Genomic DNA, 14,330 nt, shown 5'->3' with positions numbered 1-14,330 from the left:
TTTCCAGAGGAAGTCTTTACGTATCCTGATATCTCATACGTCTTTGATGTCAAGCATCCTGAAAGAATTATCGCTAAGAATGCAAATATACCAATCCACATCCAGAACTTTTTCATTCTTAAACCTCCAACATGGATAGCACTTATCGGCTCATAAATTTAAATCTTACTTGGTTTAATCTCCAATTTCAATTTTCACACTGTCTTCACTTCCGTTTTCATTTTTAACTGCCTGAGACACATATTGATAGTATTCCATGTCGTTGTCAAAATCGTTTCTAGGTTTCAATTTTAAACGGCTTCCAAATACAGTTATTTGATCTTCTCCAATTGGTTCTGAGGCTTTGTAATAAGGTAAAGATAGGACCTTATCTTTGATTATAAAATTATCTCTTAAGACTGGATACAGCTCTATTGGAAAAAGCAACAAAACATTTTTTCCATTTTTTCTTACGTCAAATATGTATATGTAACAATCAGAATTTGAACTAACGTTTATCGTTATCGTATCTCCTATATCGTAATAAGATTTATCAGTTGTTATTTTTAACACTATCTTTTTTGAAGAAATACATATGTCTCCTGTTTGAATCGCTTTTTTAAAAGATAAAATTGAACCTTCAACCACGGTATTGGACAAAATCTTATTAACTTTAATTTTTCCTATTTCTTCTTCACCTGCAATTCCAGCTTTTTCTAAAACTTTTAAAACTTCTCCCACGTTTACATTCTTACCGTAAGTGTAAACCTTTACTTCTTTATTATTAACTGAAATTATTTTCATTTGTATTTGCGAGGTTATGCTTTTCAAGATGGCATTGATCTTTACATAGCTCTTATTCAATGTATCATTTAAACCCAAAATATCATTTAGCGAAAAACTTTTAGTTGGAAATGCTTCTGTGCCATCAAGACGAAGAAATTTAAGAGTAAAGTAAAGATTATCTTGCGCTCCTAATATTTCCATTACTATGTGAATATCCACAGGTTTTAGCTGATAAATCGTTTGTGTTGATTCGACAAGACCCATTTGTCTCATTTTCCACGCTTTGAGAAGAGAATTGATATCCCCCCTATTTATAACTCGAAAGTAATTTTTATACTGTCCAAGAATTTCGTCAGTTATGTTTTCTATTTGCTTTGAAAAAATAGTCGTGCTACCAAGTGTTATTTGAGTTGGGGTATCAAATGTTACTTTTATATCAGAGATGCCTATATTTAAAAACACCCTATTTGAGAAAGCAAAACTAAATATTCCCACGAATGTAAGAATAATCACAAAGAAAAAAATCCTTCTTACTATCATAAATAATTACTCCTTTCATTTTGCTAATTTTGCTCTCATTTTATTTAGCATTTATAAGTTTTCTAAGAAAGAAATCCACTATTTATTTTATCACTATTTTAAATTTATGAAAAGAATGTTCGTATGTAACTTTTAAGTTTTGTAAAAACAACAAGAGCTTTATCTTGACAAATTCTTTTGGAAAGTGTATAATTTTGCGTGTCTTGCCGAGGTGGTGGAATTGGCAGACACGCATGGTTGAGGGCCATGTGGGCATTACAGCTCGTGCGGGTTCAAGTCCCGCCCTCGGCACCAGAAGAAGCTGCCTTTTTAGGTAGCTTTTTTGTTTAAAATCGAGAAAAAGGAAGAAAAGGAAGAAGATGAAACTTGAAGATAATTTCAATAGATGAATCAAATTGCTTAAAGGAAGCGACAAATTGTTTAAAAAGGTGTGGCATTATCGTTTTTCCAACTGAAACGGTTTACGGTGTTGGAACGCTTGTTGAATGCGAAAAAAGTGTCGAAAGGATATATCTTTTGAAAAAGCGAAATAGAAAAAAACCTATGTTGTTGCACATTTCATCAAAAGAGGACGTTTTCAAGTACGCCATCAAACTGAACAAAAGTGCTTTAAAGCTTATCGAAAATCTTTGGCCTGGTTCTATTTCTCTCGTGTTGCACGCCTCACATTCTGCTCCCAAATATATTGTGGCGAAAAACGGAACTATTGGCTTAAGAATGCCAAAAGATGATTTTTTCTTAAGATTATCCAAAGAAGTTGGACCTTTAGTTGCCACGAGTGCCAACGTTTCCAATGAACTTCCCCCTTTGACTGTTAAAAATGCATTATCACAATTAAAAGATGGCATTGATCTTTACATAGACGGAGGAAAAGCAAAAAAAGGAAAAGCATCGACTGTTATCGATATGACAAAAACGCCTCCTCTCATCTTAAGAGAAGGCGCGATAAGTGCGGAAGAAATAGAAAAGATCATAGGAGAAAAAGTCAAGCTTTTAAGCGGGAGTTAGAATTCCTAACTTTCCAATTACCATTAAGAAACCAACGATTATGAGTATAATTCCCCCAACTATATTTATCTGGCGCTGGTACTTTGAGATAGCGGGCATAATTTTATTCACAAAATCAACAAGAAGAGCAGCCAATATTAAAGGGATCATTATGCCTACGGAAAAGATCGTTAAAAGCACTCCGCCGTTCAAGCTGTTGCCAGTTGCCGCTATTGTTAATATGGCTCCCAGAGTTGGTCCTATGCAGGGAGTCCACGCAAAGGATGTGACTATTCCAAAAAGAAATGCACTCCAAAAGCCATCTATTTTTCTGTTAAAGGGAATGAAAATTCCCTTTTCGAAAAAGGGAAGTGTGAAAAGTCCAGCATAGCTTAGACCAAACACAATTACAATTATTCCACCAATAAGTTCGATCCATCTTTTCGAACCACTTAACATCATTCCAAATGTTCCGCTTGCTATTCCAAGCAGAACGAATATCACGGTTAATCCTAAAGAAAAGGCAAAAGCCCGCCAGACGGCGCTCTTGCGATTTCTTGAAGAGATCAGAAAAGCCAAAAAACCAGGTAATAATGGAAAAATACACGGTGAAAGAAAGCTCAAAAATCCTCCTATTAGAGCAGCCCACCAATTTACTTGAACTGTCGTTAACGAAAAATTCACTCTTACCCTCCTTGACGGCATTGATATAATGTTTACGAGGTGATCAAATTGAGAAGATCCTTTATTTTTTTGTTTTTAATTTTATCGTTGACTTTTACTTTGGCATTTTCAGAAGCTTTAATTTTAACAAGTATACCTCCTATAGGGTACGCGTTTCAACAAATAGGAGGAAAAGATATCAAAGTTATGGTCCTCACCCATGCCGGCGACAATCCACACACATATACACTTAGCCCGAGCCAAGTGATGAACATATCAAAGGCGGATGTTTTTGCTTACGTAGGCTTAAAAGAAGATGCATGGATAGCTCAAAAAGTTGAGGCCATAAATCCATCTGTGGATATTGTGAACGTCACTTCAGGCCTTAAAAGATTTTTAATAGGCAATAACGATAATTACAATCCTCACGTATGGCTCGACGTAAAGATTTACGAAATGATGTGCGTGAATATTTATCATGCACTCGTTAATAAATTTCCGTCTAATTCTTCCTACTTCGCATGCAATTTTGCAAAGTTCATAGAGGAGTTAGAAAAGCTAAATGCGGAAATATCAAAGGAAATGAAACCTTTCAAAGGAAGGCCTTTTGTAGCTCAACACCCGGCGTGGGATTACTTTGCCAGAGCTTACGGGCTTGGCAAAGAATATTCATTAGAAAACAACTCTGGCCAAACTATAACACCTCGAGAATATGAAAATATATTAATTGCAATGAAAAAATACGATATAAATTACATTATCGGAGATCCGGTAACTCCATCCAAAATTAGTGAAAGCCTTGCGGCACAAAATGGAGCAAAGATAATTGAAGTGAACCCGATTTATATTTACAATTACATTGATCTTATGAAAGATATAGCGAAAAAGTTCACGGAGGCTTTAAGAAAGTGAAGGAGTTACTGGAGATCGAAAATTTAAGCGTTACTTATGATGGTAAAATCGCCGTTAAAAACGTGAATTTGAAGTTAGAACTTGGAAAATTTCATGTGATAATGGGACCAAATGGTGGTGGGAAAACTACCCTTATTAGGGCGATTGCCGGTTTAATTCCATATTCTGGCAAAATAAGCGTAAACGGTATCGACATGAAAAAATACCGTAAATCGCATTCAATAGGATACCTGGCGCAAAGAGGTTCTCAATTCTACGATATGCCCTTGAGTGCTATCGAAGTGGTTGAAATGGGAAGATACCGATTTAAGGAAAACTCAAATGATCGAAGAAAAAATGCCCTCAAATTTTTAGAAGAAGTTGATATGGTTTCACGTGCCGATTATCCAATAGGAGATATGAGTGGAGGGCAACAGCAAAGAGTCCTTATAGCGAGAGCGTTGGCAACTGAATCGAAGATAATGCTTATGGACGAACCGCTAACGGGTATGGATCCCAAGTCACAATCCAATTTTTACGAGATGGTAGAAAGGATAAAGAAAAAACATGGTTTGACAATAATAATGTCAAGTCATGACATAGGTTTCACAACAGCGTACGCTGAAAATGTATTCTGTATCAACAGAGAACTCGTTCCTCACAATGAAGTCGTGAAGTTGCTAAACGAACCTGAGGTTGTAAAGATGTACGGGCCAAATTTTAGACTCACTAAGCATTACCATTTGCATTCGGAGGAAGACGATGTTTGAAATACTAAAATTTCCATTCGTTCAAAACGCTCTAATAGGTGGAGAAGTTGTGGCCGTTATTGCCGGCATACTGGGACCTTTGCTGGTTTTTAGAAAAATGTCATTTGTGAGTGTAGGTGTATCGCACGGCACCTTCGCCGGCATAGCTCTTGGCATTTTTCTTGGAATCTCACCGCTTGGAACTGCGGTGATCTTTGCCATTGGACTTGGAATTTTAATAGGTTTTGTGAGCAAAACGGGAAAAGTTTCAGAAGATGCGACAATAGGTACGCTCTTTGCATTTTCAATGGCACTTGGAATATGGCTTATCAGCTTGAACAAGGGATATCATCCTGACGTGATGGGATACTTGTTTGGAGATCTCTTGGCAATTTCAAAAAAAGACGTTTACTTTGCCATCTTGATCTTGGCTATAACTTTTTTTTGGTACTTAAAAAGAGGAAAAGCTATTATCTACTCGAGTTTTGATGAAGACTTTTCTAAAATAGTTGGCATACCAGTCGACTTGGATTATTACCTTTTTATGGCTATCAGCGCTTTAATAACCGTAGGCGCGGTAAATTTTGTTGGGGTGGTCCTGGCTAGTTCTATAATGATAGCTCCTGCGGTATCTGCAAAAATGCTCTCAAAGCGCTTTAAAACGATAACTCTTCTCTCGATTATATTTGGGATGGTTTCTATATTCGTTGGAATAATCCTATCATTCGAATTCAACATTTCTTCTGGACCTTCAGTTGTTTTTGTGACGACGACCATATTTTTCATTTCGCTTTTGATAAAGTGGATGAAGAACGCTCAAAAATAAAAACTCGTGTACTGTTCAAAACAAAAATGGTATAATTTGGCTAAGTACGCCTTTATTTGAAAGGAGAAAATGAATTTATGCTGAAAAGAACTCACAAGTTAAACGAAATAAACATCGACAAAGTCGAAAGAGAAGTTGTGATAAATGGTTGGGTAGATAGAATAAGAAATCTGGGTGGAATCATTTTCATGTGGATAAGGGACCGTTACGGTCTCGTTCAAGTGGTTTTTGATCCAAATGAAGAAGTGTACAAATATGCTGAAAAAATCGCAATAGAATACGTTGTGGCAATAAAGGGAATTGTGCGAGAGAGACCAGATGACGCGAAAAAACCGGATCTTGAAAGTGGAGAGGTTGAAATATTGGCCAAAGATGTTGAAGTGCTTGCTGAAGCGAAGACCCCCCCCATATACGTGAACCGCGAAGAAGGTAATGAAGAGGCAAGATTGAAATACCGTTATCTGGATTTGCGCCATCGTAATCTTCAGAAAAACCTCATCTTTCGTCACACGGTAGAACAGGAAGTGAGAAATTACCTTAACGCCTTGGATTTTGTGGAAGTGGAAACACCTTACCTTACAAAGTCAACTCCAGAAGGGGCACGCGACTTTCTCGTGCCATCCAGATTAAAGAAAGGGAATTTCTACGCTTTACCTCAATCTCCTCAAATATTCAAACAGTTGCTTATGATTGCCGGAATGGATAGATATTATCAAATAGCAAGGTGTTTTAGGGACGAGGATCTTAGAGCAGATAGGCAACCAGAATTCACCCAAATAGACATGGAGATGTCTTTCGTTGAACAATCAGACGTTCTGGAAACCGTTAGCGGTTTGATAAAGCATCTTTACAAGAAAACGTTAAACGTTGAAATAGATGAAATACCAACCATGAGTTACGCACGAGCCATGGAAACATACGGTAGCGATAAACCAGATACGCGCTTTCAAATGCTTCTTCATGATCTCACAAAAGAAATTGAAGGAAAAGATCTAAAATTCCTTACTCCTTTAAAGGATGAAATCTTGAAATACTTCGTTATCCCGGAAGGATATGAATTTTCAAGAAAATCGTTGGATGAATACGTTGAAAAGGGAAAAGCAGAAGGGTTAAAAATTGGATGGGTAAAGAAACAAAAAGGAGAATACACCGGTGGAATTTCTAAAATATTGAAAAACGCCGCTGTAAATCCTAAAATGAAAAATGGTGAAATTGCATTTTTTGGTGTTGGAAAGTACCCAAAAATCAACGAATTTCTTGGAAGAATGAGAATTGAAATTGCCAAAAAAACGAACATGTACGACGAAGATTCTGTTAAAATACTATGGATAACCGATTTTCCAATGTTTGAATGGAATGAAGAAGAAAAACGTTACCAAGCACAACATCATCCTTTTACAATGCCTTATATGGAAGATCTGGAAAAGTATGAAAATGGTGACCTCTCCAAGATAAGGGCTCACGCTTACGATCTGGTCATAAATGGTTGGGAACTCGGAAGTGGAAGTGTTAGGATTCACAAAAGAGATCTTCAACAAAGAGTATTTAGACTTATAGGTTTATCAGAGCAAGAGGCAAAAGAGAGATTTGGATTCTTTTTGGAAGCTTTTGATTACGGCGCGCCACCACATGCGGGCTTTGCCATAGGGGTAGACAGATTGGTTGCAATAATGACAAAAGCGCCATCTTTAAGAGACGTCATTGCCTTTCCCAAAACTACAAGTGGAACAGATCTAATGGCGGATGCGCCATCAAAGGTAAACATCTTTCAACTTAAAGAGTTGGGAATAAGAGTGGAGGGAGATAAGTAATGCAAGATTTTAAAGTGGAAATTAAAAAGGCAGACGATAATACTTTAGTTCTTCTATCCGGAGAACTTGACGCTTACCATTCTATAGAGTTTAAAGAAAAGATGCTCGATCTTCTTAAAGAAGGGGGAGACAAGATTCTCATTGATATGAGTGAGCTTGGTTACATAGACAGCGCTGGATTAGGAGCGTTAGTCTCGCTTCTTAAAAGAGCGTCCGAAAATTCCAAAGAATTGAGGCTGTTCGCGTTAAGGGGAAATGTCAAAAAAGTTTTCGAGTTGACAAGGTTGAATATGGTATTCAAAATATTCGACACATTTGAAGAAGCCATATCATGACTTACATAACTATAGACGGTCCTGCCGGTTCTGGTAAATCTTCGGTTGCTTTTTATCTCGCAAAAGAGTTGGGTTTTGAGCATCTGGATACCGGAGCGCTTTACAGAAGCGCAGCGCTTTTGTGGCTAAGAGAAGGGGAAAGAAACTTCTTTGACGAATTAGAAAGGGTAAAATTCGAACTAAAAGACGGAATATTAAGCATGGATGGAAAAACGCTTGGAGATGAGATAAGAACTCCAGAGATAGGAAAAGTGGTTTCCAAAGTCGCCGAAATGCCAAAAGTGAGGGAGATTATAACTCGTAAAACGAGGGAACTGGCGGACAAAAAAAATGTGGTAGTAGAAGGAAGAGACATTGGAACCGTCGTTTTACCCGAGGCTTGCGTGAAAATATTTCTTGTGGCGTCGGTAGAAGAGAGGGCTCGCAGAAGATATGCGCAATACCTTTCCAAGGGAATAAAGCTGAAATTCGAGGATGTTGTAAGAGAAATAGAATCTCGTGACAGAATAGATTCAGAAAGGGCTGTCGCCCCTCTAAAACCGGCCAGTGACGCGTTAATGTTTAACACGGACTCTCTAACTTTAAATGAAGTGGTGTCAAAACTCAAGAAAATAGTGACGGAGAAGATAAAAAAGTGTTAAATGTAAACATTTCTAAGAATATAGGCTTTTGTTTCGGCGTAGAAAGAGCGGTTAAAATGGCCGAAGAGTTACTTGATAAAAACGAAAAAGTTTATATAACTGGTGATCTTATACACAATGAAGAAGAAATGAACAGATTGGAAATGATGGGTCTGAGAACTTTAGATATAGAAAGTAAAACGTGGCCCGACCTCTCAGAAGCAATTGTTTTAATAAGAGCGCATGGCATTCCACTTTCAACGCGTGAAAAGTTAAAAAAAAGAGCTAAAAAAGTTGTGGATGCCACGTGCCCAGTGGTAAGCAACGTAGCTCAGCTTATGAAAGAAGAAAGAGAAAAAGGTTACAAAATCTATTTGTTCGGCAGAAAGGGCCACGCAGAAGTCGAATATCTCAGGAGCTGTGTTGAAAACGTAGAAGTAATCAGCCTCACAAGCTTGCCCGCACTTGATAAAAAAGTGAAAAAGATTGCCCTCTTTTCCCAAACGACAATGGACGTTGATGGGTTTCAAAAAGCAGCCGGGCACTTTTTAAACCAATTGCGCTCTTTTTCAGAATTTCACATTCATAACACCATCTGCTCTGTAACGGTAGAAAGAGAAGAAGAAGTGAAAGAACTGGCTAGAGCCAATGATGTGTGCATTGTTGTCGGAGGAAAGAAGAGTTCCAATACGCGGAAACTTCTTGAAATAGCAAAAAAAATAAATAAAAATTCCTACTTGGTACTTAACTCCGATGAAATTAAAGCCGAATGGTTTTCATCGGCGAAAAACGTTGGAATCTGCAGTGGTACCTCTACACCCCAACAGGCAATCAAAGGGGTAATGGAGAGGTTAAGAAAAATCAAAAACTGAAGGAGGTGTACCCACTAAAATCGTGGGGAAAATCATGGAAAACGGCGAAAAGAACGAAGAAATGGAGAAATTTCTACAAGAGGAAGAGCTTGCCACTCCAAATGTAGGAGAAGTAAGAAAATGCAAAGTGATACAAGTAGATAAGGACAAAATAATCGTAGACGTCTCAGCAAAAACTGAGGGCTTTATAAATGAAGGGTACCTCACCAAGGATATAAGCGAGTACAAACCTGGCGACATCATAGAAGCCGTGGTAACCAAAAATGATGGAGAAAGCAAGCTGTATCTTTCAGAAAAGAGATACGCTTCAAAGAAAATACTGGATGAATTAAGAAAAGGCGGAAAAGGAACCATTGTAAAGGGAAAGATCGCGAGAAAAGTTAGAGGTGGATATAGTGTTGAAATAGGTGGCGCACTTTCAGCATTTCTTCCAGGTTCTCAAGCCTCTTCTTTAAATTCTTTAAGTCCTTCTGAGCTGACAAAGAAGGAGTACGAATTTGAAGTTATCACCTTTGAAGAAAGGGGAAGAGGAAGAAACAACATCGTGGTTTCAAGAGATTCGTTGCTTAACAAGGAAAAAGAGGAATTTTTAAATTCCGTTCAGGAAAATGAAAAGATAAAAGGTAAAGTTGCGGAAATCACCAATTTTGGCGTTTTCATAGATGTTGGACCAATGACGGCCTTGCTTCCACGCTCAGAAGTTAGTTGGGAAAAAAGTGTCAATTTAAAAAATATGTTCCATGTTGGTGACGAGGTTGAGGCACTCATCATATCAAAGGATGTTCCAAATGGAAAAATGTCACTCAGTTTGAAAAGAATGAAGCCAGATCCGTGGGAAAATATAGAAGAAAGGTATCCAGTTGGCAGCGTGGTAAAGGCTACTATAAGTGGAAAAGCGTCTTTTGGATTGTTTGTAAAGCTTGAAGACGGAATAAAAGGTTTAGTTCACTCAACTGAAATACCTTCCGATGATCATTGCAAAGAGTACAAAGAAGGAGAAGAAATAGAAGTTGAAGTTCTAAAAATAGACCCTGAGGAACGTAAAATATCTTTCAGTATCAAAAAGGTAAAAGAAAGGCTTGAAGAAGAAGCATGGAAAACAGTGGAAGAAAAATATCACGTTGGAGATGTTGTTGAAGCTGAAGTTGTGAAATTTTTGAGAAATGGAGTTCTTTTAAAAATAGACGAAGGTATAACTGGATTTTCACACATCTCCGAACTATCATGGCATTTTGTGAAAAAACCTTCAGAAGTTTTAAAAATGTGTGAAAAAACAAAAGCAAAGGTACTCTCAATTGAACCAGAAAGTAAAAGGATTAGATTGAGCGTCAAGAGGACCACTCCAGATCCATGGGAAGAACTGATAAAGGAAGTTAAACCCGGTATGCCGGTACAATGCGAAATAATAAGCGTTAAAAACTCCGGAGCGATCGTCAGGATCGTGGAGTACAACGTTGAAGGATTCCTTCCCAAATCACAATTTGTTGAAGGAGTGGAGGAAGGAAAAATTTTAAATGGGAAAATTCATAAAGTTACCTACAACCCGGAATTGGACGAAAGAGACATGGTGGTAACTTTAAAGGATAGAGAAACTGTGAAAGAAGAGGCTTCTGATGAAAAGGAAAAAGGTGAAGATTATCTTAACTCGAAACCTATGACAACAACAATAGAGGACATGGTAAAGGAAAAAAGTGAAGGGCAACAATGAATTGCCGGTTGTAGTGCTTGCCGGTAGAAAAAACGTTGGTAAATCAAGTATATTCAACAGATTGATTGGATATAGAAGGTCTCTGGTCGCCGATTACGAAGGGTTAACCAGAGACCCTGTGGTTTTTGATACAAATTTGAGTGGAAAAAGCGTAAGGTTGGTAGATCTTCCCGGCTACTTTATAGATCCTCAAAATGATATAGAAAAAGAGATGAACTCTTCTTTTAAAGAGTGGCTTCAACGTGCAAGCTTAATAGTATTTGTAGTCGACGGAAGAAGCGAAATCACGAAAGAAGACGTGGAGATAGCTGATCTTGTGAGAAAATCGGGAAGTCCTTATATATTCGTCGCAAATAAAACGGAATACAAGCCAGCCTACTTTGAGCACGTGTCGGATCTGTACTCCCTGTCAATGGGAGAACCAATAGAAGTAGCAGCAGAACACGGAATAGGTTTTGAAGAACTCGTTGAAAGTATCGTTTCAAGACTTCCGGACATAAGTGTAAACATCGAAAATCCAGCAATAAAAGTGGCAATAGTCGGAAAACCAAATGTGGGGAAATCTTCTCTTCTCAACGCCATCCTTGGAGAAAAAATTTCGATGGTTACTGATATTCCGGGAACAACAAGAGACACACTTGACGCATCCACTTCTTACAAGGGTAGGAAAATTCTTTTCATAGACACTGCCGGCTTAAGAAGAAAAAGCAAAGTTAAGAAGGGAACTGTTGAATCGTTCAGCGGTGCGCGGACCATAAGGGCCGTGATGAACTCGGACGTTTGCGTGATAGTTATTGATGCGAGTGAAGGTGTTACAACTCAAGATAAAAAAATTGCTTCGCTCGTTCAAGAACACGCAAAAGCTCCAATTGTGGCCATGAATAAATGGGACATAAGATTTGAACACGTAGAAGAAGATGTACAAAGAGAATTTTTCTTCATAGATTATTGTCCTAAAGTTGCCATTTCAGCGAAAAACAATTGGAACATTGAAAATTTGCTAAACGAAATAATAAAATCTTACGACGCTTACACAGCGAAAATAACAACATCACAGATAGCAAAAGCCGCAAACGAGTTCGCTTATTCGCATGTTATGCCGTCAAAAAAAAGTCGCAAATTGAAAATATACTACGCCACACAGATATCGACAGCGCCACCTACTTTTAGCATTTTTGTCAACTTTCCAGAACTTTTCAACGATTCTACAAAAAGGGCATTTGTCAACTTCTTAAGAAGAACCATTCCTCAGCTCAACTCTTCTCCAATGAGAATTGTAGTGAAAGCGAGAAGATAGATTATGTTGTGGAATGTATTGCTCGTCGTGATAGCGTACCTTGTTGGAAGCGTACCATTTAGCTACATCTTTCCAGCTTTGAAGGGTGTGGATGTAAGAAAGGTTGGAAGCGGTAACGTGGGAGGCACAAACGCCATTCGTGCGGCGGGTCCAGCCATTGGAGGCCTTTCAATGCTCACCGATGCTTCAAAAGCATTGATCATGGTTTTAGTGGCATATATTTTTGGAATGGGAGAGTTTTGGGTTTACCTGGTTGGAATTGCAGCCGTGGTTGGCCATGATTATCCTGTATATTTAAAATTTCATGGTGGAAAAGGTGTTGCCTGCACGGTGGGATTCGTGTTTTCCGTTAATCCCTTGATGGGCCTTGAGTTCGTATTTATTTGGATGTTAATAACGGCAAACACACAATACGTTTCCTTAGCTTCAATGGTATCAATGACCGTGTTGGTGGTTGAGAGCTTTTTGTATAAAAAATGGCTGTTAGGAAGCGCCTTGCTGATGTTAACACTCTTAAGCGTTTATCGTCATAGGGCAAATATAAAAAGACTCCTAAATGGAAAAGAAAACAGAATGGACATCATATCATCAATAAAAGAATTGTTTGGTGGGAAAAAAAGATGAAAAGATCTCTTTTTGTTTTATTGATCTTGGTCTCAATTTTTACTTTGGCCTTTTCGGAAAATTACATAACGTCTTTTTCTGCCGCTGTTAAGAATTGGAATGAGTTTAAGATTCCAGAAGCCATATCACTTGTGAACCTTTCTCTTTCATCAACTTTCAATGTGGCTTACGCACCAGATTTGTGGTATTTTAAAACTCGTCTGGAATTGATGGACGGAGAGATAAAAAAAGCCAAAAAATCTTTAGAAATGGCGGCAAGTGTTTTTCATCCAAAATCCGTGTATACTTTGTTAAATTCTCTAACGAATGCCTCTGTAACTTCCTTTTCTCCTATTACAAATGTTAATTACCTCAATTCTATAAAAGGATTTTACGGTGAAGAGGTTTTTTATTCTCCGATCTCGGTGACATCTAGAAGGGAAAATTATTACGTTTTGGATGGTGCCAATCGTTTTGTAGAAAAGTTTGGACTGATCCAAAAACGCTACTTTTTGGGAGTTAATTCAACTCCAACAGCCATGATTTATTCTTACAGACTCGATTCTTTCTTCATTTCATTTGAAAACGGATGTATCTACAAATACTCTCCAGATTTCTCAAAAAAGTCGATCTTTGTTAAAGGTCTTTCTTATCCAATAGTTTCTTTTTCTGATAACTTTGGAAGAGTTTATGTGATCAACTCCGGAAAAGATGAAGTAAACGTCTTTGAATGTAACGGTCAGCTCTTCAGAAATTTTAATTTTTTCAACAATAAAGTTCATATACTTGGGAACGTGAGAGAAAGTGCTGGGACAATGTACGTTATGGATTACACAACAAGAAGCGTTAGAACTTTTGATATAACAAATGGAAAAGAACTGTCTCGAATTCCATTTCCCGATGGTTTAACACCAACTTCTTTTGAAATTTTAGGTTCAAGCGTAATTTTTATCGGTTCCCAAAATTTGAATGTTGGAGGCATAAAATTCCCGCTTGAAGACTCTAAGTCGGTGTTTTCTTCTTCGCTAACAGAAAGAATTCTAATGACCACGGACATTGAAAGTAACAAAGTAAATCTTTACGAGATGAAAACGAGTTCCAACATTTTCATTCCCTTAATAGATAATTTGTCCTTTTCCAATGGGAAGATCTCAATCAAATTTAGAATTTTAGATCCTCTCGGTTCAAAAATAGAAAATCCGGGTAAGGTCGTTGTAAATGATAATGGTTTCACAAAACCTATAACCCTTACCACTATTGAACTTCCAATATCTTTGCACCGTCTTCAAAATGTAAGCGATATTTTGGAAATGAAAAGAAACAAGCGTAATTTCGTCGTTGTGTACGCGTCCACTTTAAAAGGGCATGAACGTGGAATGTTCGCTCCTGCGATTCTCAAAAACATAACGTTTTACATAATTGAAGATACCCCCCCAACAAAATTAGAAAAAACACTTGTAAGATTGACAAATGGTGACTTTATATCCCAACAAGAAGCCGACAATTTTGAAGAAATATTGCCTAATATGCGCGCTTTTGAATTTAAGGCGTCTTACACTTCAATTCTTCCAAACGGCGTGGATGAAATCGATCTCATGTACGGTGCAAACGCTAAGTACGTGGACAGCGTTTACTACACATTTCAAAATGTGATGAAGTGATA

The 14,330-nt window shown here is 37.7% G+C and carries 14 protein-coding genes and 1 tRNA gene; 13 read left to right on the top strand and 2 right to left on the bottom strand.

What is annotated here, in order from left to right; genetic code table 11:
• Positions 1-174: 174 nt before the first annotated feature.
• Positions 175-1,305, bottom strand: coding sequence for a DUF4384 domain-containing protein (locus ACXJIN_RS03450; protein WP_456399403.1), 1,131 nt, complete (start codon positions 1,303-1,305; stop codon positions 175-177).
• 205 nt (positions 1,306-1,510) lie between these two features.
• On the opposite strand from ACXJIN_RS03450, the gene ACXJIN_RS03445 reads away from it, so the two are divergent.
• A tRNA-Leu gene (locus tag ACXJIN_RS03445) sits at positions 1,511-1,599 on the top strand.
• Between the two features lie 72 nt (positions 1,600-1,671).
• On the top strand, positions 1,672-2,313 hold the full coding sequence (locus tag ACXJIN_RS03440) for an L-threonylcarbamoyladenylate synthase (RefSeq protein ID WP_456399402.1): 642 nt from the start codon (positions 1,672-1,674) through the stop codon (positions 2,311-2,313).
• Here ACXJIN_RS03440 and ACXJIN_RS03435 read toward each other — a convergent pair.
• Positions 2,299-2,976, bottom strand: a complete 678-nt coding sequence (locus tag ACXJIN_RS03435) for a cytochrome c biogenesis CcdA family protein (protein ID WP_456399401.1) — start codon at positions 2,974-2,976, stop codon at positions 2,299-2,301. The two genes, ACXJIN_RS03440 and ACXJIN_RS03435, sit on opposite strands and share 15 nt — an antisense overlap.
• Before the next feature lie 48 nt (positions 2,977-3,024).
• On the opposite strand from ACXJIN_RS03435, the gene ACXJIN_RS03430 reads away from it, so the two are divergent.
• The 11 genes from ACXJIN_RS03430 to ACXJIN_RS03380 all read left to right on the top strand — a co-directional run bounded on the left by ACXJIN_RS03430 (position 3,025) and on the right by ACXJIN_RS03380 (position 14,328).
• The gene (locus ACXJIN_RS03430) at positions 3,025-3,867 is read left to right on the top strand and encodes a metal ABC transporter substrate-binding protein (protein ID WP_456399400.1); all 843 of its coding nucleotides are present in this window, start codon (positions 3,025-3,027) and stop codon (positions 3,865-3,867) included.
• The gene (locus ACXJIN_RS03425) at positions 3,864-4,616 is read left to right on the top strand and encodes a metal ABC transporter ATP-binding protein (RefSeq protein WP_456399399.1); all 753 of its coding nucleotides are present in this window, start codon (positions 3,864-3,866) and stop codon (positions 4,614-4,616) included. Before ACXJIN_RS03430 ends, ACXJIN_RS03425 begins: the two co-directional genes overlap by 4 nt.
• Complete coding sequence (locus tag ACXJIN_RS03420) at positions 4,609-5,421, top strand: metal ABC transporter permease (protein WP_456399398.1); 813 nt, start codon at positions 4,609-4,611, stop codon at positions 5,419-5,421. Before ACXJIN_RS03425 ends, ACXJIN_RS03420 begins: the two co-directional genes overlap by 8 nt.
• A gap of 77 nt (positions 5,422-5,498) precedes the next feature.
• Positions 5,499-7,232 (top strand): aspartate--tRNA ligase, encoded by a 1,734-nt coding sequence (gene aspS / locus ACXJIN_RS03415; protein ID WP_456399397.1) that lies wholly within the window; start codon positions 5,499-5,501, stop codon positions 7,230-7,232.
• Positions 7,232-7,567, top strand: a complete 336-nt coding sequence (locus tag ACXJIN_RS03410) for an STAS domain-containing protein (RefSeq protein ID WP_456399396.1) — start codon at positions 7,232-7,234, stop codon at positions 7,565-7,567. Before aspS ends, ACXJIN_RS03410 begins: the two co-directional genes overlap by 1 nt.
• Positions 7,564-8,208 carry a (d)CMP kinase gene (gene cmk / locus ACXJIN_RS03405; protein WP_456399395.1) on the top strand — a complete coding sequence of 215 codons (645 nt, stop codon included), beginning with the start codon at positions 7,564-7,566 and terminating at the stop codon, positions 8,206-8,208. The genes ACXJIN_RS03410 and cmk overlap by 4 nt, the downstream gene beginning before the upstream one ends.
• A complete protein-coding gene (locus tag ACXJIN_RS03400; RefSeq protein ID WP_456399394.1) occupies positions 8,202-9,059 on the top strand; it encodes a 4-hydroxy-3-methylbut-2-enyl diphosphate reductase in 858 nt (285 codons plus the stop codon). Before cmk ends, ACXJIN_RS03400 begins: the two co-directional genes overlap by 7 nt.
• Positions 9,060-9,093: 34 nt before the next feature.
• Complete coding sequence (locus tag ACXJIN_RS03395) at positions 9,094-10,767, top strand: S1 RNA-binding domain-containing protein (protein ID WP_456399393.1); 1,674 nt, start codon at positions 9,094-9,096, stop codon at positions 10,765-10,767.
• Positions 10,751-12,064 (top strand): ribosome biogenesis GTPase Der, encoded by a 1,314-nt coding sequence (gene der, locus ACXJIN_RS03390; protein ID WP_456399392.1) that lies wholly within the window; start codon positions 10,751-10,753, stop codon positions 12,062-12,064. The genes ACXJIN_RS03395 and der overlap by 17 nt, the downstream gene beginning before the upstream one ends.
• A 3-nt stretch (positions 12,065-12,067) precedes the next feature.
• The gene (gene plsY / locus ACXJIN_RS03385; protein ID WP_456399391.1) at positions 12,068-12,688 is read left to right on the top strand and encodes a glycerol-3-phosphate 1-O-acyltransferase PlsY; all 621 of its coding nucleotides are present in this window, start codon (positions 12,068-12,070) and stop codon (positions 12,686-12,688) included.
• Complete coding sequence (locus ACXJIN_RS03380) at positions 12,685-14,328, top strand: NHL repeat-containing protein (RefSeq protein WP_456399390.1); 1,644 nt, start codon at positions 12,685-12,687, stop codon at positions 14,326-14,328. Before plsY ends, ACXJIN_RS03380 begins: the two co-directional genes overlap by 4 nt.
• Positions 14,329-14,330: the final 2 nt, after the last annotated feature.

This window comes from Mesoaciditoga sp., assembly GCF_054006115.1.
Note: the sequence above shows the minus strand (reverse complement) of the source record. Positions and strands in the feature narration are given on the sequence as shown.